This is a genomic window from bacterium SCSIO 12844, assembly GCA_024397935.1.
GTDB lineage: Bacteria > Pseudomonadota > Gammaproteobacteria > Francisellales > Francisellaceae > M0027.
Genome location: CP073743.1, coordinates 44,390 through 67,585, shown reverse-complemented (window position 1 = coordinate 67,585; position 23,196 = coordinate 44,390). Strand labels below are relative to the sequence as shown.

The following is a 23,196-nucleotide window of genomic DNA, read 5'->3' as shown; positions in this document are numbered from 1 at the left end:
GAAAAAATTATCCTTTTATGATTTCATCAAGCATTTGATCATTAGGTTCAATGGCATTAATTTTTGCACTAGTAACTAATTGCTCACCAACTAAAATCTGACAGTCAAAAGCGCCTAATGAATCTTCAATATAGATTTTTGACGCTATTATAGTTAAGCATGTCCCTGCTGTAAAATAGGGAATATAAGCCTTGTGGTTTCTAATACTTAATAAAAAACCTAATCTTGGTTTTTCATCTAAATTTCTTCCCTCTTGAAAGCGTGCTAAAACAGCACTTGCTTGTGCCATCATCTCAATACCTACCCAGTGATCAACACCACTGATTTCATCTCGGTAAAATAAATGGTCAGTTTGGATATCACTTTGGCAGATAACTGTTTGACTATCTGCTTGAATAACGCGATCGATTAAACACATAGGCTTTCGATGTGGAATCAATGATTCAATAGGTATCTGCATGGTCAGTATTAGCTTAACGTTTATCACGATTGAGCTTATTCTAAAACGAATTGGTGTTGATGTCATTTGCTCTTTTGCTTGACAGTCATTGCAAGAACAATTAATTTGCATGAATATTAACCGTAACTTGCATCAAATAAGATGAAAAATCAATTATCTAAAACTATTCTTTTAAGCTTACTTTTATTTATCTACCAAATTGGTTTTACTTATACGCCCAAAGTAGGTGATTTGTACTTTCAAGATTTAAACTGTGGCAAGCTATGTAATGCCATTACAGATGTTACCTATGGCATTGATAATACACAAATCTCTCATGTTGCCATGTTAATAGAGGCTGGCAAAACACCCTATGTCATTGAAGCAATTGGGGAAAATGTCCATTTAACATCACTACAAGCATTTTTAAATCGAAGCGTAGATTCATCTGGCAAACCCCGTGTTATTGTTATGCGACTAAAGCCACCCTATAACAAGCTGATTGCCAAAGCGACTACACAGGCGAAAAAATGGCTTAATAAACCTTATAATAGCGACTTTAATCCGAATAATCACTTTAATGAATTTTATTGTTCCCAGTTGATTTATGATGCCTTTTTAATTGCTAATAATAACAAACCCATCTTTAAAGAAAATACCATGACCTTTAAGCACAATGGTCAAACACTACCTGCCTGGGTTAATTATTTTAACTCAATTAATAAACCCATCCCCGAAGGGAAAAAAGGTACCAACCCTGGCATGATGTCACGCTCAGATAAATTAGAAGTTGTTTATCAGTATGGGTCGTTACGAAGCATTCAGCATTGATCAACTAACAAACTAATAATTAATCCTAGCATAAACAAACCACATGCAAGCATTAATGTGACTTCGACACCGAAAGTAAATGTAATCATACTTGTAATAACGCTACCAAAGATAGCAACGCCAATTAAACTACCCACTTGGCGTGCCATATTAATAGCACCCGATGCTACCCCATGATAGTGATTAGAAACAGAGCTAATTATAACAACCGTTGCTGCAGGCATTATAAATGCCATCCCAAAACCAATCAAAGCTAAAGGCAATATAAATAATAGATAACTGAATTGAAAAGCGATCACCATTAAAAGACTAATAAAACCAATCACCCCGATGAAAAAACCAATCATCATAACTAATTTAGCCCCAATAGCCTGTATAAATTTAGATGATAAATAGGATGATATGCCTGTTACCAACATTAAAGGGATCATAGCAAAGCCTGTCTTAGCGATTGATAGTCCCATCTGTTGATGAAAATACAAAGGTAAAATAAATAATTCACCATAAAAAGCAATATTCATAATAAGACCAACCAACACTGCAATTGAAAAGTGTTTTGATTTAAAAAGGTGGATAGGAAGCATGGGAGAGGGTACTTTAAGTTGGCTATAAATAAAGGCAATTAATAATAAAATAAATAAAGCAAAATGAATCACAGACTGAGCAGATACCCAACCACAATCGCTAACACTAATTAAGGCAAAAGCCAATGCTGCAATGCTTAAAATACCTAATATCTGACCGATTACATCAATATTTAAGCGCTTAGATGATAAAATGATTGTTGGTATCGTTTTTTCAATGTAAATAATACAGATTAAACCAAGCGGCACATTGACTAAAAAGACACTACGCCAGCTCATTAATTCAGTTAATAGACCACCAACAATAGGACCTACAGCTGCTGCAATGCCACCAATTGCTGCCCAAATACCAATTAATTTCGTTCTTTGTAATTCATCCGTTGATAATTGATTAATCAAATTTAGTGAATTAGGTAATACAAAAGCGGCCCCTATACCCTGTAAGACTCTTAATAGTACTAACTGACTAATAGAATTTGATAAGCCACAGCCTAAAGAGGATAGGCTAAATAGTATAATACCAAATTGAAACACACGTTTCGTGTTATATTGACCACCTAAAAAGCCCGAAACTAATAAAAAGGCTGCAAAAGTTAATGTATAACCATCAACTACCCATTCTAGGCCCATCATTGAAGTATTTAATGCAGCTTTAATACTAGGCAGTGCTACATTAACGATTGTCACATCCATAACAACCATAAAAAATCCTAAACAAATGATACTTAAGCTACTTTTTTTCATGAAACATCCCCTATAAATTTATTATTATTATTTGTAGTTAGTATATAATATTTCCATTTTTGAAATATATAGCTAAAATAAGCAACATATGTTTCATTTTAGTTAACAAGTTAGATGTCTGATTTAGATCGTTTTGAATTATTTATCGTTGTTGCAGAAGCCAAAAGCCTAACTGAAGCTGCTAATATCTTAAACTTAAGTAAAGCATCCTTAAGTAAACAAATTAAAAGGCTAGAAACTGAATTAAAAGTCGATCTATTTTCACGTGCCAGTTATAGACTAACGCTAACAGCCCAAGGAGAAATCTTACTCCAACAAGCACAACGACTTAAAAAAGAGTTAGACAATACAAGAACAATTTGCCAACAGTTCTATAAAGAACCACAAGGTAGACTACATATTGTTGTCTTTAGCTATTTTGCCAAACGATTGATCTTTCCTAAATTAAAATCCTTTCTTCAACAATACCCAAAATTAAACTTGACCATCGATACCAGTGAAAAAATTCCTGATTTTGAAAAAGAGCAAGTCGATATTTCGATTGGCTTTTCACTACCTGTGCCAGATTCAGATATTATTATTCAACGTAGTATGGGTAGAACTGACTATCTTTTATGTGCATCAGAAGAATATTTTAGTAAGCGTGCAATCCCTAAAACACTAGAAGACTTAAAAGAACATCATATACTTTGTCATAGTAGTCGTGCTTGTGAACCCATTAAATTTAAAAAAGGCTACCATATTAATCTTACGCCTTATTTATATATTAATAGCGTCAGTGCTATGATTGACTGTGCACTTGCTGGTATTGGTATGATCCAATTACCTATCTATATGATTGGTGAGTTTGTTGAAAGTAAACAGTTAATTAGTGTACTTGAACCTTATCAAAGAACCAATGAACATATCTACTACCACTATCCTAAATACCGCTATATCCAACCAAAGGTACAAAAATTTATTGAATTCTTTTTATTTTCAAATTGATCAAATGCAAAACTAACTATTTACTTGCCTTACGCTTTGAGTCTTTTTATACTTTAAATCCTAATCATTAACACAATGGATAAGGTTAATCTATGTCGTCACAGGTTTATTCCTTATTAAAAAAGACGAGAGAAAATAAGGATATATCGCTAGCATTTGTTGCTTCTAAAACCGGTATTTCTGAAAGTACATTACATATTATAGAAACAGGAGAAATCGAGCTTTTAGATATCCCAACCCATACGATTGAAGCGTATATCACACGCTATGGTGAATTTTTAGGTTTAAAAGAACTGCCAAGCTATGAATTACCGATAAAAAGTAAAAGCCGCCTTAACTTAACAGCCTTTGATTATATTATTCGCCTAGCCATTATTATTGTTATTGCACTGTTAATTTATAATGTCCTCGTTTTAATTAAAAAAAATATTTTACTTAATTCTCAAGAGAACACGCATAAGGTTACGCAAGTAAATACGCACAATCAACTAGCACAAACAGATGATAATCAATTAAAGCCCGCAAATTCCACGCCAACATCTGCGACAAATCAAATAGCTACCAGCCAAACTAATCAAGTTAGTTTAATACAAAAATCTAATAATCAAGATACAATAGCTACAACACAAACTGCTAATGATCATCAGGCTCAAATGCCAGAAGCTACCAATATTCCACAACCAGTTACCACAAACTCCATAGAGCATCAAACAACTGAAATAACAGCTCAAAAAGAGACACCGGATATAACAACAACCTCACCAAATAGCAGCCTAAATAACTCAACCAATAATGAAAATTGGAATAAGGCCATGCAAACGGCCATTGATAATTCATCACTATCAAACTAGTTTTTAGCTATTTATATAAAATAAGGTTATTTGATGATTGACTTAAATCATTTACATTTTTCTGGACCTTTGATGATTGGTATTGAGTCAACTACATTAAGCCCAGATGATCAAAGGCGTTTATTACATACTAAAGTCGGTGGTGTAATTTTATTTGCACGTAATTTTATTTCTAAATCACAAATAATGAAATTATGTAATCATATTCACCAACTAAAGCCAGAACTTATTATTGGCATCGACCAGGAAGGTGGCCGTGTACAACGCTTAAAAGGTGATGGTTTTAGTAATTTGCCTTCATTATATTCAATTGGCAAACATTACTCAAAAAATCCTCAAAAAACCATTGAACAAATCATTAATCATGCAAAGATGATGGCTACTGAGTTACAGCAGTGTGATATTGATCTATCCTTTGCACCTGTTGTTGATTTATATCATAAAGATAGTCAAGTGATTGGTGAACGTGCATTTTCTGATCAAGCGGATATTGTCACTGAATTATCAAAATACTATATTAATACCATGCTTGAAGTTGGCATTATTCCTGTGATTAAGCACTTCCCAGGTCATGGTTCAGTAACACTTGATACGCACAAAGAAACAGTTAGCGATTTAAGAGACTTAAAAACAATCGAAGCTTATGATCTAAAGCCCTATTTCTATCATATTGAACAGACCAATACCCCAATTATGGCCTCACATATTCTACTACCAAAAATTGATACTCAAATTGCTTCTTTTTCAAAACACTGGCTTCAAACTTATTTACGTGGGCAATTAAACTTCAAAGGCTTAATTTTTTCTGACGATCTAGGCATGCAAGCAGCCATTAATGCAGCGAAAGGACGATTTAATTGTATTGAAACTTCAATTGCTTGTGGCTGTGATATCGCTATCATTGGCAATGACTTTGATATGGTTGATAGTCATCTAGCTAGGTTCCGTGAATAAATTCACAAACACAACTTACAAATATAAAACTTTAAATTAATTTATATGGCATAGCTTGTCAAAGAGCCTTTTTATACTACGCTATTTATTGTATATCATTAAACTATTAAATGGAGAGGAAAATGAAACAAAAATTGTTAATATTATTCATTTTCATAGGTTTGAACGTTAGTTATGCTGCTGGCAATAATGTAGAAATAAACTGTAAACTAGTTGGCATAAATAATATAAATCAGTGTGTACTATCTATTAAAAATGGTAATGCACCAGCTGTATATGCTATTACAAATATGCCCTACGCATTATGCTCTAAAGCCCTTTGTACACTAACTAATGATGGAAAATTTGCTAATTGTAAGTGTGAATTAGAAAATTATCCGAATGGATGGAAATCACTCTCCCTCTCTCCAACTTCATATACTTCAGCTAAACCAACGATGGATGAAAAAGGTAATTTACAATCTGTACAATCTAATTATTCAATGGCTAATATTACAAATTTTTCTCAATCAGCAAATCATCAGTGTAAGTATACTAAACCACATCCATGGGCTAATTGTTATGGAGTTAGATGTACGGTTAAAACAATTAATATTAATGAAAAAAACAGGCAAGTAGCTAACTGTGTTTGCCCAGTCAATCAAGCTACTTCTTATTTAATAGGTACAACAGGAAGTTCTGCATGTCATTTGTCAGAAAACAAAGTATGGTCTGCAACTACAGGAGCTTCATTGAAAGTATATGGTACTAACCCTATGAATATTCTTTATAAAAAATTGTATCCAAACTCTTCTCCAGTAAAGAATATGTAAAGACAAACATTAAGTTGGCTTAGATAACTTTTTCACGAAAGCTAATTAAGTTTTTAAATTACATAAAACGCCTCTAATAACTTATTATTTTAAATACTAAAAATCTTTTAAAAAAACAATTTCACATTTCAGTCATTCACTTTTTTTGAAATTACATCTGATTATACTGTGTATTATATAAATAAGATACACAGCTTCTAAAAGGTAATTGCTATGCCAAAAGATAAACCAATCGCGATTATAGATAATGGTATTAACTTTGAAGAATTTGATGAATTACACTACCGTTGTGATGGTTTTTCGATACATATTGAAAAAGGTGCACCAAATGTTATTACCGTGTGTAACTTATTTGATAATTTTCCTACACTTCCAGATGGTCAGATTAATGATTTAAAAGAAATCAAGCGTATTGCTCGGGAAGATGCTGAACATGAAACATTGCATTCAGCTATCCATCTAAAAATGAGAGGACAATACAATTTTCATTCACACTATAAGTTCAACCGAAACTTAACACTTAAGGATTTTAAGTCACTCGCTTTTTATTATTGTGAAAAACTTGGCCACAACTTTGAGAACCTAACATTTGGACAAGGATATGCAGATCAAATTCCCAAACAAGATCTTATGAGTCAACCACAACTATTATTTAATGAAAAATCAGAACAACTATTATCTGATAGCGATGATAGTTCAAAAGAGACAACACTATCTTCTTCTGAAGATAATACCTTCTAATGATTAAAAACAAGTTGTTTAAAAAAAAAGCAAAAACCGTTAGAATATCTGCCATAGCATTGAACTTTAGGAAAATTTATGTTTGAGCAAATTTCAACGTATATTGATAACTTTTCTACTGAACACAAAGATTTATATTATTTAATTAGTGTTGCAATTGTCCTTATATTAGTAATTATCGTTAATCTAAGCATTCGCTTAATCTTACGTAAATTCGATAAGCGTCTTGATCTTGAATACGATAAACCTGACTGGATAGGTTATTTTTATTTCTCTATTAATAAACCCTTGCGAGTTATCATGTGGCTTATTGGTCTGTGGATTATTCTTGATATGATCAACAGCTGGCTTAATTTTTCAGAAAGTATTGCAACTTTTTCTACAAAAGCATTACAAGTGGGTATTATTCTTTGTTGCACTTGGACTGCCTTTCGTTTTATTAAGCATGCTCGCAAATTTGGCCGTAAAAAAGTAACTCGAACTGATGGTGGTTATAGTGATTTTAGTGTGATTGAAACGATTTATAAATTTGCACAAATTCTAATTATTATTGCTACAGTCTTAACCTTAATGGCAACATTAAGTATTCCTATTACTGGTATTTTAACACTCGGTACAGTTGGTACTGGGGTAATTGCTTTTGCCAATAAAAATGCCATCGAAAACTTTTTAGGCGGCTTTAGTATTTATCTTGATCGCCCTTTTTCCATTGGTGATTGGATCTATACAACCGATGGAAAAATTGAAGGTACTGTTGAAAATATCGGCTGGCGTTTAACCAAAATACGTGCATTTGATAAACGCTTAATCTATGTTCCTAATGTATTATTTTTATCTGCTGCAGTTGTCAATGCATCCAGAATGAGTAATCGCCGTATCTTACAATATATTGGTGTGCGTTATTGTGATTTTCACCGAGTTGAAATCATTATGAATGCAGTTAGAGCTATGCTTAAAGAAGCGCCTGAAATTGATCAAACGTGTACAACTTTAGTCAACTTAATCAACGGTAATACCAATACAGGTTCTTCCATTGAAGGCTGCTATGGCTCAAGCAGTATTAATTTTATGGTTTATACCTTTACTAAAACAACCAACTGGGTGCGTTTTCAAAATATTCAAGATAAAGTTATGCTTAAAATTGGCCAAATTATTGAATCTCATGACGCTGAAATTGCCTTCTCTACGACAACATTAGATATTCCTGCACCTGCTTTAGAAGCTCTATCTGGTCAAGCTATCACTAATTAAATATAACATATTGACTCTCTCAATAATGATTAAATCTTATGCAATATGAAGTAATACGCTAGTATTGAATTTAAAAATTTGATAAGTTCGGTATCTAAGCCATCCTTTAGTTACATGAGAGATTAAGTCAGGGAGATTACATGAAAGGAATGACAAAAGGTGCGATTATTACATTATTAGCAGGTGCGATTTTATCACTTTCGGCCTGTTCAAATAATCATAGTGTTGATAAAAATACCGATTCTAAATATGCACCAAAGGGTAAGGATACCTTTGTGCGTGCAAATGGTGCTGAACCTGAATCTTTAGATCCGCATAAAGCACAAACAACGACATCATCTGCGATTTTATATGACTTATTTGAAGGCTTAGTCTCAGAGACACAAAAAAATACACCAGCTCCAGGTGTTGCTCAATCATGGACTGTCTCAAACGATGGTAAAGTATATACCTTTTATTTACGTGATGATGCCCAGTGGTCAAATAACCAACCTGTAACTGCCAATGATTTTGTTTATGCACTACAACGTGCTGTCAATCCAAATACAGCATCACCTATGGCGTATAAATTAGGGGTCATTGTTAATGCAAATGAGATTATGGCAGGTAAAAAACCTAAGGAATCTCTGGGCGTTAAAGCATTAAATCCACATACAATAGAAATTACCTTAAACGACCCTAGTTACTATTTCTTAGGTATTATGGCAGATCCTGTTGCCTATCCTGTCTATAAACCAAGTGTTGAGCAATACGGTGAAGGTGCTTTCCAACAAGGACGCTTAGTCTCTAATGGCGCCTATCGCCTAAAATCATGGGTGGTTAACGGACATATTTTAGTTGAGAAAAACCCACACTACTGGGATGCCCAACAAGTACAAATTGCAAAAGTTAAATTTCTACCGATTGTCAGCGAAACATCAGCATTAAGCGCCTATGCAGCAGGTAATATCGATTTTACCCAATATATTCCAGTTGATGGTTATCATAGAACTAAGATTGAATATGGTCATCAACTACATTCTACCCCTTGGCTTAGTATGACTTATGTTGATTTTAATATGACCAAACCACCATTTAAAGATAATCTTAAATTACGCAAAGCATTAAGTCTTGCCATTAATCGTAAACTTTTAGCTGAAAAAGTATTAAAGCAAGGCCAACAACCCTTATATGCTTTTTTCCCACCTGAAATTGACAATGGGATCTACAGCGATATAAGCTATACATGGAGTACTTGGCCGATGCAAAAACGCCTTAAATTAGCAAAAGAACTTTATAAAGAGGCAGGCTACTCTAAAACACATCCATTAGAAATCTCTTATGTTTATAATACAGCAGATAAAAATCGTAAAGTCGCTGAGACTTTAGCTGCCATGTGGCATAAATATTTAGGTGTTGAAACATCAATTGAAAATTCTGAATGGAAGGTCTTTTTATACACCCGTCAAAATAAAGATTACCAAGGCACTGCACGTGATTCTTGGGTTGCTGATTTTAATACCATCGATAATTTTGCCACAATGTGGATGTGTAACAACCCACAAAATAACTCAGGTTATTGTAATTTAAAATATGACAAGCTTGTTAAACAAGCGCAATTAGCAGCCAATGCAAAACAGCGTCAGCAATTTTACAGAGAATCACAATACGTTGCGATGAATGACTATAATATTATTCCATTAGTCTCTGATCAGATCGCCCACTTAGTCAAACCTTATGTCGTTGGCTATGATATGGAATCAAATCACTTAGATCATCTTTATGATAAATGGTTATCATTTCGCATCCAACCAATCGAGCCTCAAAAGAGCGCGCATAATCAAGTAAATACGACAGCCACTGACGCTTAAATTATTTATTTTCTAATACTTTCTAAATGATGAAACCAATTCAAGCAGTATCTACATATACTAGGAGAATCTTATGTTAACTTATGCTCTACGGCGTTTTATTGGCGCCATACCCACTTTGTTTGTTGTTATATTAATTGCCTTTTTAATGGTGAGATTAACACCTGGTAATCCATTTGCTACTGATCGCGCATTACCCCCTGAGATATTAAAAACATTAATGCACCAATATCATTTAGATCTACCACTGTATCAACAATTCTTGATTTATCTAAAAGATTTATTTCATGGTGATTTAGGCATGTCCTATAAAAATCAAGGTATGCAAATCAGTGATATGATTTTTCCTGACAGCCATCAAGGTGGTTTTTGGGTCTCTGCACAATTAGGCTTTTTTAGTCTTCTCATTGCTATGCTTGTAGGCTCACTATTAGGTATTTTCTCAGCGCTCGCACGTAAAACTAAGTTTAATTGGATCGATAATGCAATCAGTGCAATTGCTATTTTATTTATCTCAACACCTGTTGTTGTTACTGCACCTTTAGCCGTTTTAATTTTTGCAGTAAACTATCATCTATTACCTGCCAATGGTTGGGGTAACTGGCATCAAATGATTTTACCGATTGTTATTTTAGCCATACCTTATGCATCAATTATCGCCCAGATTATGCGATCAAGCCTTATTGAAACCTTACATTCACCTTTTATTCGTACGGCAAAAGCAAAGGGCTTGCCAACAAATAAAATTATTTTCAAACATGCCTTAAAGTCAGCCATTATGCCAGTTGTTTCATTTTTAGGTCCAGCAACTGCTGGCATTTTAACTGGTTCTGTGATTATCGAACAAGTCTATACCATCCCAGGCATTGGTGTACAAATGGTCCAAGGTGCTACTAATCGTGACTATAACTTAGTCTTAGCTTTAACGGTGATTTACAGTGGTTTGGTTATTTTATTTAATCTCGTTGTTGATATTATCTACAGCTTCTTAGATCCAAAAATTAAATACTAAAGAGACAACTTATGACTGAAAGTTATACCTTAAATCAAAAGAAAAAACGTAGTGACTTCTTACTGAAAGTTACAGAAAATCACACCAATGAACAAACCAAAGGACGTAGTCTTTATTATGATGCTTGGATTCGCTTTAAAGCCAATAAGGTTGCGATGACAAGTCTAGTTATCTTATTTTTAATGACTTTAACCGTCATTATCACTCCTTGGTTTTCACCTTATCATTATGCTGATCAGAATCTAAGTCAAATTAGTCTTGCACCTTCTATTGAGCATATTTTTGGCACCGATACCTTAGGCAGAGATTTATTTACTCGAGTGATGATTGGTGGACGTATTACCCTAGAAGTCGGCCTTATTGCAACGGTTGTCAGTGTGATCATCGGCACCATTTATGGCGCATTAGCAGGCTTTTTAGGTGGTTTAACCGATCATATTATGATGCGTATTGTCGATATTTTATATGGCCTACCTTTTCTATTTTTCGCTATTTTATTAATCACATTATTTGGCCGCAACTTTATCTTAGTCTTTATCGCCATTGGTGCAGTTTCATGGCTAGATATGGCGCGTGTTGTACGTGGGCAGACTTTAAGCTTAAAAAGTAAAGAGTTTATTGAGGCAGCCTATGTCTGTGGCGTCAGTCAACGTACAATCGTTTTTCGCCATATCGTTAGAAATTTAATCGGTATTGTTGCAGTTTATATTACTTTAACCGTACCACTTGTGATTATGACTGCTACTTTTTTAAGTTTTTTAGGCTTAGGTATTCAGCCTCCAATGACAGACTGGGGTGGTCTAATCAGCGATGGTGTCTTAACCATGCCATTTAACTATTGGTGGCAATTAGTCATTCCATCGATTTTTTTAACACTAACATTACTTTGCTTTAATTTTGTCGGTAATGGTATGCGTGATGCACTTGACCCTCGCGAACATCGCTAAAATAAGGAATCAATATGACTGAAGCACTCTTAAACATAAAGAATTTAAATGTCCATTTTCAGACGCATGATGGCTTAATCTGTGCAGTTAATCATATGAATTTTCAGCTAAATAAGGGCGAGACACTCGGCATTGTTGGAGAATCTGGATCTGGTAAAAGCCAAACTGTATTAGCGATTATGGGTATTTTAGCAAATAATGCTAAAGTTAGTGGTTCTATTTTATTTAATCAAAAAGAGTTAATTAACCTACCGCATAAAACATTAAATCAAATTCGCGGTAATGAAATTGCGATGATTTTTCAAGACCCAATGAGTTCTTTAAATCCTTATTTAACCATTGAAAGCCAGTTAACAGAAGTCTTAACACTACATAAAGGTTTATCTAAAAAAGCAGCATTTAAAGCATCCATTGATATGTTAGATGCCGTCCACATCCCTGATGCAAAAAATAGAATTAAGCTTTACCCACATGAGTTCTCAGGTGGCATGCGCCAACGTGTCATGATTGCTATGACATTATTATGTAAGCCTAAATTACTCATTGCTGATGAACCAACCACAGCATTAGATGTTACAGTTCAGGCACAAATTCTTGACTTATTACGTCAGTTACAAAAAGAGTTTGCCATGGCAACAATTTTTATTACCCATGATATTGGTGTTGTTGCAGGTATTTGTGATCGTGTGATGGTTATGTATGCAGGTTCAGTTGTAGAATCAGGCAACCTACATCAATTATTTCAATCACATAAGCACCCTTATACCGAAGGTTTAATGAAGGCCACACCGCGTGTTGATAGCCAACAAAATCAATTACATGCAATTATGGGCGAGCCACCTGATTTATCCAATCTACCAAAAGGCTGTCCTTTTGCCCCTCGCTGTGACTACGCTAATAATGGCTGCTTAGTTAATCGACCTCAATTAGCACATACGAATGACCCAAGCCATCAAGCTGCCTGCTTTGTGCGCCTTTAAAAGGAGTATATTTTAATGACTGATATTAAACTTCAACAAAAAAAGTCGATTCTATCTATTGATAACTTGAAAGTCTACTTTCCCTTAAAACGTCGCTTACCCTGGCAAACTAAAAGATATGTTAAAGCTGTCAACGGTGTTTCATTTGATGTATTTGAGGGCGAAACGCTTGGTCTTGTCGGTGAGTCTGGTTGCGGTAAATCAACACTGTTACGCGCATTAATTGGTTTAAATGCACCAGCAACTGATGGTGAAATTATTTATAAAAGCCATAATCTTGCACAATATAAAGCTTTTGACCCTAGATGGCAGCAAATCCGTTGTGATATTCAAATGATCTTTCAAGACCCATTTGCATCATTAAACCCAAGAATGACAATCGGTAATATTATTGCGGAACCATTAAAAGTACACCAACCGCAATTGTCATCTGAAAAACGCAAACAATTAGTAGAAGAGATGATGCGCTTAGTTGGTCTATCAGCAAGTTTTATTAACCGCTATCCACATCAATTCTCCGGTGGCCAATGCCAACGCGTAGGTATAGCAAGAGCGCTTATTTTAAAACCAAAAATTCTTCTCTGTGATGAACCAGTTTCAGCCTTAGATGTCTCAATTCAAGCCCAAGTTGTTAATTTATTAAGACAACTGCAAAAAGAGCTTAAGCTAACGATCATCTTTGTTGCGCATAATCTAAGTGTAGTAAAACATATTTCTGATCGTATTGTGGTGATGTATCTAGGGCGTATTATGGAACTTTCTCAAGCTAAAATACTCTGTGAACAGCCACAACACCCATATACCAAAGCCTTATTATCAGCAGTTCCTATACCAGATCCAAAGTTAGAGAGAAATAAAAAAATTCAAATCTTAGAAGGTGACTTACCTTCTCCTGTTAATCCACCTTCAGGTTGTGTCTTTAGGACGCGTTGCCCTTGTGCATCCGATCAATGTGCAAAAATGATTCCACCTTTAACACAAGTCCAACATAATCTAAGTGCTTGTATTCATACTTAAACGATGCATTTAATACTATTTTTGTTTGTTATTTATACACAAATTGAGATTTTATTTAATGAGTATAAAAAAATAAACTATTTATATTACATTTTATTCACCCAATAATGCCCAGATAGCAAATCACTAAGATGTTAATAATCAAATATATAAATATTTATAATTAACTTAAATTAACTAAACTATGTTTCATCAGACAGTTCACATACTGCTTTCATTTAATTATTATTCTTAAAATAATCAAACAAATAAGGGTTGCAAACAATGACACTACAAACATTTATCCAACAATCAGTTTCCACTTTAGCAAATAATCAAAACTATTTTGGACTTTACGGTACAAATATCGATGAATTGATTCAAAATATTAAGGCAATGAACTTAGATCAAGACTTAGAACAGCAATATATTGATCAAACACTCAATGGTGACTTTAGTTGTGGAGATACGGCTAACTATGTGTTTAATTCATTTACAGGAAAAAATTTCAATACTGGTGCCGTGGATAAGCCAAATGCATTAGAAGATTTAAATACCGCTGATTTAACTAATCACATTTTAAGTGTTTCTCTCGGTAACAACCATGCATTTGCTATTTTATTTAAAGGCGATGATGCTGTTATTTTACAAAGTAATGTTGCAGGCCATGGCAATACGCATTATAACTTAAAACATTGCATAGATAATGCTGAAGTTTTCAACAAACAAGAACTTTTAGACTTATTAGAAAAAGTCAATCAACACGATGTCAATGCCTATAATAGATTATTTATGCTTAATGAAAAAGTAGCTGATTTCCCAGATGGTGCTAAAGCTGGCTTAGTATTTAGTGATCCACATACAATTCAGCATATGGATTATAAGCATACCAATACGCGCATTGTGCCCAAAGTGCCGCATGTCTTTGAAATGCTACATCAACAAAATCCACTAACGCTAACGCTTAATATACCAAAAGTTCAAGTAGAGCCTAACCTTGAATTGGAAACTAAATTAGCAAAACAATACAATGAATCATTAAAAATAGATCAAGCAATGGCGCTAAAAGAACGTTCACAAAGTGAATTCGATCGTCAATATGGACTCGTTTTATTTCAACAGCAAGCAACTGATAGGGCTGACACTCACAATCATAGTCAATTAGACCTTTAATTCTATCTACTAGGTAATGATGTATCAACATCTGCTACTAAGTCTTGTTGATTCTGCCTTTGACCTTGTGTATAAAAAAGCATACTTGTTTGTGCTAACTCATCTTTAAAAGATTGCTTTAATGAATAACTCTTCTCATATTTAGGCTTACCGCCTTCATCTATTCTTTTTAGAATATGAAAACGATTTTCATCTTGTATCTCGTTATGGGGTGACTTAGGCTTTTGTTGATTAAAATTTGCTTCTGTTATATCAACACCTTTAGTATATGATCTCATAGCTTTCCTTTCCTTGAGGAGGTTGTAATAAGGGTAAGTACTATAAAATATAAGCCTGATTATTTAAAGTAAAAATATATTTCCACTGTAATACAAATGAAGTAATAGTATTTGCTAACGCCCTACGCACCTATTGATTTTTTGTAACTCAATAAGTGCGTACGACTTTGAGCTCCCAATATCGATTCACTCGACACCCCTACGGTTACTCACAAGAAAAACACATTATATAACGCTTTGCTTCTTAATTAAAGCATTAAATTGACATTGATTATTGTAGGTTGCTTAATTAAATAAATCTATGCTAATACTGAAATCTATTTTTTATGATTTATGATTCTTTAGCCACTTCATTGACTTGAAATGCCAATAAACAAGATAAATCAACTTGATTATCTTTCATCGGTGGACAATAAAAAAATGCGCTATAGCATACTTTTGAAAATTTAAACACACCATCAATGATATCATCTTCATTGCCGACCATACGATTAAATTGCGCATCAAATGGATAAAATGAAGCGGCAAACGATGAAAACATTAAACCACCGATTAGTGTTTGATTTGATTGTTCTATCCATGGCATCGAACGACGCCAAAGAAATGCTTCTGGCTCAAAACTCTCTTGGCCTGTGCGTTTAACATGAGCCTGCGGTTCATTATCATCAAACTCATGGTTATCTTCAAGACTTCTACCGATTAGGCGTTCTTTTTCATTGCGTTGCATGCGATTAAGTTTACTAAAATCATGTTGCCACTTTTGTAAACTCCAATAACTTGCACCATGATCGGCAATAGCAGTTAAGGTAATATCATTACCTTGTGGATTTTCTGTGCCATCTTCAAACTCATCTAGGCCATGATTGATCATATCACCATCTTTTTCATAGAAATGATGCGTAATGCCTTGGACAATATCTTTGACTTCAAAAGCAGGCGCTAATTGCTGAATTAAATTATTTACCCGATGGAATAAGTCACCTAAATCATTTGCTTTGACCCATAATGCAAGATCATAGCCTTTTTCTTCTGGTGCAAGCTTAATGGCATTACCCTTAGCCTTATAAGGATGATAAAACACATCATTATTTTTATCCATCAATGCCTCACCTAGGCCTAAAATAACCGATTGTCCATCAATTTCCTCAGCTAATACCTCAACTGCTTGAGAAAGCATTGACTCATCTACTAAGGAAAATAATAAATAATATGCTGATTGACTTAAATTTTCAGTAATACCAATTTGATAGTGTTGTTGATTGTTCATACTAAAACTGCCATTTGATCTGTTATAAAAACCATAACCCTATCATAGTCGATTTTCTTTTGTAAATGTAGTCTAAAGGTACTGATAAAATAGTTTAACAATTTGATCTTGTAATTGTCTTGATTTACTACGTTGATCTTCTTTAAGACCATTAATCATAATTGAAAATGTCAAACGACGATTGTTTTTTGTTAGTACATAACCTGATAACGTAGAACTACCATCAAGTGTGCCTGTTTTTGCATGAACACGCCCAAGCATACCATTTTTATTCATCCGATAAGTAATAGTGCCTGTTTTGCCAGATGTCGGTAGTAAATTATACAATGTTTTACCAATTGATGAATAATAGGCTTTGGTTAATACATCAACCATAAATTCAGGTGATGTTAAATCTAATACCGATAAGCCTGAACCATCTTCTAACTGTAATGCTTTGGTATTAACGTTTAATTTATCTTCTAAGGTTGCACGAATCGCTGTTGTACCAGCTTTAATCGTACCTTTACCTAGTCGTTTTAAGCCTACACTTCTCGCTAGAGTCTCAGCATATAAGTTATCTGAATGAAATAATACTCGCTCGAGTAAATCATTACGGCTATCGGATTGCGTTTGAGCTAATAAGGTTAAGCCTTGTGCTAAAGAGCCAAAATAGACATTACCTGTAAATGAAATACCTGCTTTTTTAATCAATGAAGGTAACACTTCTTTCATTTTTAAAGCTGGATTTTTTACTGCAAAGCTAAACTGCCATTCGGCTTGATTGGGCAAGCAACCCTTTAAATCAACCTGATTATCAACACCAATAATCGGATTAAACTGACATTTTTTCAATTGCTTATAACTTGCCAACCACGTTGAATTATCAATTTTCATAAACTGTGTATTGGTAATGCGTTTAACCGTCGTTTTATCACCATCTTTAATTAGTGCAATAACAAAGCAATTACGATTTAAATTAACCGTTGAAACCGGTGGTGCATAACAATAAGTCATATCGGTATGCCCCCAACCAATCGGATAATATGGCCCACTAAAATCATTAGCAATAATATAAACATTACCTGAAATACGTTGAATGCCACGTTTTTTTATCCCTTCAATTAAGGCAATTAAACGCGATGATGTTAATGATGGATCACCTGAGAATTTAATATATAGATTACCAGAATAATTACCCTTATTAATTTTAGATGGATCTGCGTAGATTTGTGTTTTATATCTAAATGAAGCCGGTAGATTAAATAATGTTGCAATTGCAGTAAAAATCTTATTATTACTTGCTGGAATAAAGCTTCGATCACTATGATGCGAATAGAGTACTTTACCCGATTTAGTCCGTTCTACTTGAATACCTAGATGGATATTTTCAAGCTTGTATTTTTTGACCTGTTGTTGAATTTTATTTTCTAAAAATGATTGGCTAACGGCAAAAACTTCAGATGAAACAAAAAATAAAATAATTGCAGTGCATAGATAAATAGATAGCCTTCCTAATTTCAAAACGTAATCCCTATGTGATTTGATTAAATACAGTTTATGTCATTTAGCATAGCAAATTCATCTGATAAATAACAAGCTTCAAACCTAATGATAAGTCATCTATCTTGAGTTCGGTCAAAATAACACGTATGATTCAGTGAAATTTTAAATGGATATTAAACTTAGGGTTTTAAAGCGATGATTGAAATTACTTATAACGGAGTAATCTCTGCAGTAAAAACACCTTGTTCTGTTTCTGATTATTTAAATGACAAGAAAATTGATATTGGTTATGGCTTAATTTCCCTTAATGAAATTGTACTTTATCCAGAGCAATACCATAGCATTAAGCTTAAAGATGGTGATCAATTAAATCTAGTTACACCATTACAAGGTGGCTAGAAGGAGGCTTTAAAATGGATTATCAACGCTATCAACGCCATTTCCCAGTGATTGGCATCAATGGCCAACAAAAACTAGAAGATGCTTCTGTTTTAATCATTGGTTGTGGTGGTATTGGTGCACCTGTCGCCTTATATCTTGCTGCATCTGGCATTGGAAAACTTGGCTTAGTTGACTTTGATCGCATCGAGATATCTAATCTACAACGTCAAGTTCTCTATCGTGAAAATCAGATTGGTCAAGCTAAAGTAGACACAGCAAAAGATCAATTAAGTCAATTAAATTCAACAATTGATATTCAGGCATTTGATTTAAAATTAAATTATTCACATGCAATTGAGTTATTCAAACAATATGATCTTATCATTGATGGCAGTGATAATTTTACCACCCGCTATTTAATTAATGATGTGTGTTGTCAGCTTGAAAAACCATTTATCAGTGCCAGTATCTTACAAACGCAAGGTCAAGTTGCATTATTTAATGGCCATAATAATTGCTATCGTTGTCTTTATCCTAACCCACCGCCAAGCGATCAAATCCCCAACTGTTCAGATGCCGGTGTCCTCGGTGTAACTGTTGGTGTTATTGGTACCACTGCCGCTCAATTGGCGGTAAATTATCTTATAGATACCAGTCAATTTGGCCAATCAAGCAATCACTTACATTTATATCATGCTAAAACACTTCACTGGCAAAAAATTTCTTTTCAAGGCAATCCAAATTGTCCTGCCTGTTGCTTAAAAACTTACCAAATGATTAAAACAAATAAAAAGCCAGCCCCAATCAAAGCAATCAATCATATGATCGATGATGCGATTATTGTAGATGTTCGAGAGCCTTGGGAGTTAGTTATGGAACCCTTAAATGTCGAGACAATTGATATTCCATTAAAAATTTTATTAACCGATACATCGATTATTACATCGTTTGAACACTTAAAACAAAAGCCAATTATTTTTATCTGTAAAGCAGGTATTCGCAGTAAAGAAGCCTGTTATTACTTTCAAGCAAACGGCTTTGAAGCAGTTTATAATTTCACTGGCGGTATCGATTATTACAATCAACAGCACTTGGATCATCAAGATGCGATTGGCTAATTCACTACGCAGCGTCACACCCTTAGAGACTTTAAAGCGAATAGAATCTTATTTAGATGATGCACAAATTACACGTCTAGCGAATATTAGTCATTTAGATGAAATGAATTTACCCGTATTTTGCGCCATTCGCCCATTAGCTTCTTCATTAACGGTTAGCCAAGGTAAGGGTTTAAGTGAGAGTGAAGCTAAAATAAGCGCCTATATGGAATCACTTGAAGTGTATTTTGCTGAAAACATTCAAGCGGATATACTTAATAAGCCTTACGAACATAATCCATTATTTATTAACCCAAATACCTTATCAAAACAGATTATTTACAGTCGAAAACAAAACTATCAATGGTGTCAGGTTGAATCTTTATTGAATCATAAACGCTATTATATACCGATGGAATTCTTATCAATCGATACGACAGATAAGGCTATTTTACTACAAGGTAGTGATACCACAGGCCTTGCATCGGGTAATACTAAAGAAGAAGCGTTAGTGCATAGTTTGTTTGAATGCATCGAGCGCGATAGTATTACAAGCGATTACCAAGTCGTTAATATTGATATTGATCACCCAACCTATCAATTACTTTCAAAAGATCATCAAATACAAATCCGTTATTATCAATCTGAATTTAATAGTCATACCTTTGGCTGCTTTTTTAAGCATAGAAGCACGCATGAAAATCAGATTATTTTTTCTGGCTATGGCTGTCATTTCGATAAGCACATCGCTTTAAATCGTGCACTAACTGAAGCCATTCAAGCTAAATTAACCCTAATTGCAGGCTCAAGAGATGATATTGATGCGTTTGCTTATCAGGCAGTAAATCAACAGCAATTAGCAAATGCCACAAAAACAATTAATTATAGTGAAATTGCCAGTGAATCTTTTGATTCGGTTGATACAATTTTAAAACATTTAAAATCAATGCTACAAACAAATGGTTTTGATGCTTTAGTTTATATTTATCATCAACAGTCACTGTGTTTTTTAAAGTCGATTTTAATAAAACATGATTTATTAGCCTTATGAATACATCAAACTTAATCAATAAAAAAATCATTATTTATGCAGAGACAAGCATTGATAAAAATACCATTACTAAGCTTCTACCGAATGCCTTTATCGATTGTGCCATTAAAGCTGGAAGCTTAATTTCTGCAGTTTCACAGGGTTATCAGATTGCTATTATTATCGATGGCTATTTTAACTTTACTCGCGCTATCTGGCATAAAGAGATTTTATGGGCAATTAAGCAAGGTGTTACTGTGGTTGGTTGTGCCTCGATGGGTGCATTACGCGCTAGTGAATTAGATAGTTTTGGCATGATTGGTTGTGGCTATATTTATAATGCGTATAAAAATAAGCTAACAGATGATGACAGTGAAGTTGCACTTCATTACTACAAAACTGAAAAGCAAACGCTCGCAACACTGCCTTTAATTAATTTTCGCTATTTATTTGAGCGCTTGAAGAAACAAAAAAAGATTACGCCACAGACAGCCTATGATTGTTTTAAACAGATACAAGCAGTCTTTTATAAAAGAAGAACTTGGCAAGCATTAGAAACATTATTTGACCCACCATTATTTAATCTTATCAAAACAAATTATGTTGATATTAAATATACAGATGCCTTTGATTGCCTAAAAAATTTAAGCGCTCTTTTATCGAGACATGCAAATAAAGATTTTTATCTGCCTCATAGTCTTTTTCTAAAGCGTTTAATTAGTGATGTGAGTCAGAAAGATGAATTTAGTCAATTAAAAGAAAGTTTAACCAATAACCAAGCTAAATCTGATCGAGTAGAGCATCAAGATAACAAGCGCATCGATGAGTTAATGAAATTAACACACTTAGAGAAACCGCTAATAAGCCTAGCATATCATTTAATCTTAGATAAAGATCTGCAATTAACAGCTACTGGATTTAAGCAAAGCCTAGAGCGTTTTAGGTTAATCAATCATTTACAACAAGGAGAGGAATTTAAATTATGGTGTCAAAAAAAGCAACTTGACTTTAGTGTTATTGAGCAAACATTTAAAGATTATTTTTTACTTAAACGCATCTTAAGTTAAATTTTAGAATCAAAAGGATAATTATGATTCAATATATCAAGCATATGATCATTAACTGTCTACGCCATCCAAGCATGATGTATTTTTTTATCTTACCAATTTATGTACCGATTCGTACATTAGCTGAGTATATAAGCCAATATAAAGAAGCCCTTCCTGATGTTGCCAGTCGTTTTTATTTTTTTGTCAGTACCGTTGTCATTGGTGCTTTTGTTAGTGTTATTATTTACTTTGTTATAAGCGCCATCATCAAAGCCTGTAAACTTAAGCAAAGTGATGATGTAATTGCTAAAGTTGGTTTGTTATGCCCACTTTTATTACTTCTTACAACTTATTTACTTTTAAATGAGCATATCTCGATTATGGTTAAATACACCATCATGGGCGCTCATTTTTTCCTCATACGCTATTTAACTAATTATGTTGTGTTAGCAACCAAACATTTTAAGGTGAAGCATATCTCAGATGATCAAATGACCATGGCAAATAATATCATTCACTTAAATATTAATTTTTTAGGGATTATTATTAACTTTGCCTTTGTCTTTTTTCTCCTTACACAATCAACTTTTGCCTTTTTAGAAACCATGCTTGTGATTGGTTGTATTTATTATTATTTTGGCTATTTTAGTAAAGCAAAATCTGTCTCTATTAGCTCATTTGCCTTAGCCTTAATGGTGTTTATTTTAGGTATCTGTATTTCATCTGTAATCAGTTTTATTATGTTTAAATCAACTGTTACAGTTTATGCCATGATACTTGTGATGTTTATTTATTTAACCTTACAATTACTTAAAAAAGCTAAAAATAAAGCACATGTTTATCACTATATTGCGGGTAGTTTTAACTACTCTGTCTTATTGTTTCCAATTATTTCATCATTGATCATTTTTTTACTCTATCATCATCAAACACAGCCACTGTATCAATATATTTACTCATTTGAATGCCCTATATCAGCGCTAGTTGCAATTATTTTTACATTTTTCTTAGCCAAAAAAAGAATTAAAACCAATGATCAAGCATTAGCTCAAAGTACAAAACATTATGGTCTTATCTCATTTTTAAGCTTATTTTTACTTTGGGCTATGACTTATGATAATACCTATACATTTTTAATTAGTGCTATTTTATTTTTCTTAGCTTATAGCACCATCGAATATGTGATCCAATTTAATTTAATTCAGACTTTATTACAGAATCATTATGATACAGAAACGACAACGCTTTTTAATATTTACTTTACCTTGATTATTATGGGTGTAACACCTGTATTATTTTTATGGTTTCAATCCACTCTCACTCACTATTTTTCTTATAACTTTTATCAAGCATTACCAATCAGTGCTTCTATTTTATTTTGCCTGGTTTTGGGAATTAATTTCATTGGTGGAAGATTTTCAATAATTACGCCGTCTGTAGAAAAATTATATTAATAT

The 23,196-nt window shown here is 33.6% G+C and carries 23 protein-coding genes; 18 read left to right on the top strand and 5 right to left on the bottom strand.

Annotated features, from left to right (window positions below; translation table 11 throughout):
* Positions 1-7 precede the first annotated feature (7 nt).
* A complete protein-coding gene (locus tag KFE69_00330; GenBank protein UTW42631.1) occupies positions 8-571 on the bottom strand; it encodes a 3-hydroxylacyl-ACP dehydratase in 564 nt (187 codons plus the stop codon).
* A 30-nt stretch (positions 572-601) separates the two neighbouring features.
* Here KFE69_00330 and KFE69_00325 point away from each other — a divergent pair, with 30 nt between their 5' ends.
* The gene (locus tag KFE69_00325; protein ID UTW42630.1) at positions 602-1,270 is read left to right on the top strand and encodes a hypothetical protein; all 669 of its coding nucleotides are present in this window, start codon (positions 602-604) and stop codon (positions 1,268-1,270) included.
* On the opposite strand, the gene KFE69_00320 is transcribed toward KFE69_00325, so the two are convergent.
* Positions 1,261-2,598 carry an MFS transporter gene (locus KFE69_00320; protein UTW42629.1) on the bottom strand — a complete coding sequence of 446 codons (1,338 nt, stop codon included), beginning with the start codon at positions 2,596-2,598 and terminating at the stop codon, positions 1,261-1,263. The genes KFE69_00325 and KFE69_00320 overlap by 10 nt on opposite strands.
* Before the next feature lie 114 nt (positions 2,599-2,712).
* On the opposite strand from KFE69_00320, the gene KFE69_00315 reads away from it, so the two are divergent.
* The 12 genes from KFE69_00315 to KFE69_00260 all read left to right on the top strand — a co-directional run bounded on the left by KFE69_00315 (position 2,713) and on the right by KFE69_00260 (position 15,152).
* Positions 2,713-3,585: a LysR family transcriptional regulator gene (locus KFE69_00315; protein ID UTW42628.1), complete on the top strand. Its 873-nt coding sequence runs from the start codon at positions 2,713-2,715 to the stop codon at positions 3,583-3,585.
* A gap of 92 nt (positions 3,586-3,677) precedes the next feature.
* A complete protein-coding gene (locus tag KFE69_00310; GenBank protein UTW42627.1) occupies positions 3,678-4,436 on the top strand; it encodes a helix-turn-helix domain-containing protein in 759 nt (252 codons plus the stop codon).
* A 33-nt stretch (positions 4,437-4,469) separates the two neighbouring features.
* A complete protein-coding gene (gene nagZ, locus KFE69_00305; GenBank protein ID UTW42626.1) occupies positions 4,470-5,390 on the top strand; it encodes a beta-N-acetylhexosaminidase in 921 nt (306 codons plus the stop codon).
* A 122-nt stretch (positions 5,391-5,512) separates the two neighbouring features.
* The gene (locus KFE69_00300; protein UTW42625.1) at positions 5,513-6,202 is read left to right on the top strand and encodes a hypothetical protein; all 690 of its coding nucleotides are present in this window, start codon (positions 5,513-5,515) and stop codon (positions 6,200-6,202) included.
* 213 nt (positions 6,203-6,415) lie between these two features.
* Complete coding sequence (locus tag KFE69_00295; protein UTW42624.1) at positions 6,416-6,943, top strand: hypothetical protein; 528 nt, start codon at positions 6,416-6,418, stop codon at positions 6,941-6,943.
* 78 nt (positions 6,944-7,021) lie between these two features.
* The gene (locus KFE69_00290) at positions 7,022-8,194 is read left to right on the top strand and encodes a mechanosensitive ion channel family protein (GenBank protein ID UTW42623.1); all 1,173 of its coding nucleotides are present in this window, start codon (positions 7,022-7,024) and stop codon (positions 8,192-8,194) included.
* 140 nt (positions 8,195-8,334) lie between these two features.
* The gene (locus KFE69_00285; GenBank protein ID UTW42622.1) at positions 8,335-10,044 is read left to right on the top strand and encodes a peptide ABC transporter substrate-binding protein; all 1,710 of its coding nucleotides are present in this window, start codon (positions 8,335-8,337) and stop codon (positions 10,042-10,044) included.
* Between the two features lie 73 nt (positions 10,045-10,117).
* On the top strand, positions 10,118-11,056 hold the full coding sequence (locus KFE69_00280; GenBank protein ID UTW42621.1) for an ABC transporter permease subunit: 939 nt from the start codon (positions 10,118-10,120) through the stop codon (positions 11,054-11,056).
* Between the two features lie 11 nt (positions 11,057-11,067).
* Positions 11,068-12,003 carry an ABC transporter permease subunit gene (locus KFE69_00275; GenBank protein UTW42620.1) on the top strand — a complete coding sequence of 312 codons (936 nt, stop codon included), beginning with the start codon at positions 11,068-11,070 and terminating at the stop codon, positions 12,001-12,003.
* Positions 12,004-12,017: 14 nt separating this feature from the next.
* Positions 12,018-12,983: an ATP-binding cassette domain-containing protein gene (locus KFE69_00270; GenBank protein ID UTW42619.1), complete on the top strand. Its 966-nt coding sequence runs from the start codon at positions 12,018-12,020 to the stop codon at positions 12,981-12,983.
* Positions 12,984-12,998: 15 nt separating this feature from the next.
* A complete protein-coding gene (locus KFE69_00265) occupies positions 12,999-14,000 on the top strand; it encodes an ATP-binding cassette domain-containing protein (GenBank protein ID UTW42618.1) in 1,002 nt (333 codons plus the stop codon).
* Positions 14,001-14,264: 264 nt separating this feature from the next.
* Positions 14,265-15,152, top strand: coding sequence for a hypothetical protein (locus KFE69_00260; GenBank protein UTW42617.1), 888 nt, complete (start codon positions 14,265-14,267; stop codon positions 15,150-15,152).
* A gap of 2 nt (positions 15,153-15,154) precedes the next feature.
* Here the strand turns inward: KFE69_00260 and KFE69_00255 are convergent, their stop codons facing one another.
* From KFE69_00255 to dacB, 3 genes are all read right to left on the bottom strand, one after another.
* Positions 15,155-15,430: a hypothetical protein gene (locus tag KFE69_00255; protein UTW42616.1), complete on the bottom strand. Its 276-nt coding sequence runs from the start codon at positions 15,428-15,430 to the stop codon at positions 15,155-15,157.
* Between the two features lie 331 nt (positions 15,431-15,761).
* The gene (locus KFE69_00250; GenBank protein ID UTW42615.1) at positions 15,762-16,697 is read right to left on the bottom strand and encodes a Dyp-type peroxidase; all 936 of its coding nucleotides are present in this window, start codon (positions 16,695-16,697) and stop codon (positions 15,762-15,764) included.
* A 72-nt stretch (positions 16,698-16,769) separates the two neighbouring features.
* The gene (gene dacB, locus KFE69_00245; protein UTW42614.1) at positions 16,770-18,200 is read right to left on the bottom strand and encodes a D-alanyl-D-alanine carboxypeptidase/D-alanyl-D-alanine-endopeptidase; all 1,431 of its coding nucleotides are present in this window, start codon (positions 18,198-18,200) and stop codon (positions 16,770-16,772) included.
* A 177-nt stretch (positions 18,201-18,377) separates the two neighbouring features.
* Here dacB and thiS point away from each other — a divergent pair, with 177 nt between their 5' ends.
* Genes thiS through KFE69_00220 form a run of 5 tightly spaced genes read left to right on the top strand, consistent with a single transcriptional unit; the run spans position 18,378 to position 23,193 of the window.
* Positions 18,378-18,581, top strand: coding sequence for a sulfur carrier protein ThiS (thiS, locus tag KFE69_00240; protein ID UTW42613.1), 204 nt, complete (start codon positions 18,378-18,380; stop codon positions 18,579-18,581).
* 14 nt (positions 18,582-18,595) lie between these two features.
* Positions 18,596-19,681 carry a HesA/MoeB/ThiF family protein gene (locus KFE69_00235; GenBank protein ID UTW42612.1) on the top strand — a complete coding sequence of 362 codons (1,086 nt, stop codon included), beginning with the start codon at positions 18,596-18,598 and terminating at the stop codon, positions 19,679-19,681.
* Positions 19,668-20,711 (top strand): YcaO-like family protein, encoded by a 1,044-nt coding sequence (locus KFE69_00230; protein ID UTW42611.1) that lies wholly within the window; start codon positions 19,668-19,670, stop codon positions 20,709-20,711. Before KFE69_00235 ends, KFE69_00230 begins: the two co-directional genes overlap by 14 nt.
* Positions 20,708-21,757 carry a hypothetical protein gene (locus tag KFE69_00225; GenBank protein ID UTW42610.1) on the top strand — a complete coding sequence of 350 codons (1,050 nt, stop codon included), beginning with the start codon at positions 20,708-20,710 and terminating at the stop codon, positions 21,755-21,757. Before KFE69_00230 ends, KFE69_00225 begins: the two co-directional genes overlap by 4 nt.
* Positions 21,758-21,780: 23 nt before the next feature.
* The gene (locus KFE69_00220; GenBank protein ID UTW42609.1) at positions 21,781-23,193 is read left to right on the top strand and encodes a hypothetical protein; all 1,413 of its coding nucleotides are present in this window, start codon (positions 21,781-21,783) and stop codon (positions 23,191-23,193) included.
* Positions 23,194-23,196 lie beyond the last annotated feature (3 nt).

Bases quoted from the DNA above. Each gene is read 5' to 3' on its own strand.
- KFE69_00330 (UTW42631.1), bottom strand. From the start codon at position 571: ATGCAAATTAATTGTTCTTGCAATGACTGTCAAGCAAAAGAGCAAATG.
- KFE69_00325 (UTW42630.1), top strand. From the start codon at position 602: ATGAAAAATCAATTATCTAAAACTATTCTTTTAAGCTTACTTTTATTT.
- KFE69_00320 (UTW42629.1), bottom strand. From the start codon at position 2,598: ATGAAAAAAAGTAGCTTAAGTATCATTTGTTTAGGATTTTTTATGGTT.
- KFE69_00315 (UTW42628.1), top strand. From the start codon at position 2,713: ATGTCTGATTTAGATCGTTTTGAATTATTTATCGTTGTTGCAGAAGCC.
- KFE69_00310 (UTW42627.1), top strand. From the start codon at position 3,678: ATGTCGTCACAGGTTTATTCCTTATTAAAAAAGACGAGAGAAAATAAG.
- nagZ (UTW42626.1), top strand. From the start codon at position 4,470: ATGATTGACTTAAATCATTTACATTTTTCTGGACCTTTGATGATTGGT.
- KFE69_00300 (UTW42625.1), top strand. From the start codon at position 5,513: ATGAAACAAAAATTGTTAATATTATTCATTTTCATAGGTTTGAACGTT.
- KFE69_00295 (UTW42624.1), top strand. From the start codon at position 6,416: ATGCCAAAAGATAAACCAATCGCGATTATAGATAATGGTATTAACTTT.
- KFE69_00290 (UTW42623.1), top strand. From the start codon at position 7,022: ATGTTTGAGCAAATTTCAACGTATATTGATAACTTTTCTACTGAACAC.
- KFE69_00285 (UTW42622.1), top strand. From the start codon at position 8,335: ATGAAAGGAATGACAAAAGGTGCGATTATTACATTATTAGCAGGTGCG.
- KFE69_00280 (UTW42621.1), top strand. From the start codon at position 10,118: ATGTTAACTTATGCTCTACGGCGTTTTATTGGCGCCATACCCACTTTG.
- KFE69_00275 (UTW42620.1), top strand. From the start codon at position 11,068: ATGACTGAAAGTTATACCTTAAATCAAAAGAAAAAACGTAGTGACTTC.
- KFE69_00270 (UTW42619.1), top strand. From the start codon at position 12,018: ATGACTGAAGCACTCTTAAACATAAAGAATTTAAATGTCCATTTTCAG.
- KFE69_00265 (UTW42618.1), top strand. From the start codon at position 12,999: ATGACTGATATTAAACTTCAACAAAAAAAGTCGATTCTATCTATTGAT.
- KFE69_00260 (UTW42617.1), top strand. From the start codon at position 14,265: ATGACACTACAAACATTTATCCAACAATCAGTTTCCACTTTAGCAAAT.
- KFE69_00255 (UTW42616.1), bottom strand. From the start codon at position 15,430: ATGAGATCATATACTAAAGGTGTTGATATAACAGAAGCAAATTTTAAT.
- KFE69_00250 (UTW42615.1), bottom strand. From the start codon at position 16,697: ATGAACAATCAACAACACTATCAAATTGGTATTACTGAAAATTTAAGT.
- thiS (UTW42613.1), top strand. From the start codon at position 18,378: ATGATTGAAATTACTTATAACGGAGTAATCTCTGCAGTAAAAACACCT.
- KFE69_00235 (UTW42612.1), top strand. From the start codon at position 18,596: ATGGATTATCAACGCTATCAACGCCATTTCCCAGTGATTGGCATCAAT.
- KFE69_00230 (UTW42611.1), top strand. From the start codon at position 19,668: ATGCGATTGGCTAATTCACTACGCAGCGTCACACCCTTAGAGACTTTA.
- KFE69_00225 (UTW42610.1), top strand. From the start codon at position 20,708: ATGAATACATCAAACTTAATCAATAAAAAAATCATTATTTATGCAGAG.
- KFE69_00220 (UTW42609.1), top strand. From the start codon at position 21,781: ATGATTCAATATATCAAGCATATGATCATTAACTGTCTACGCCATCCA.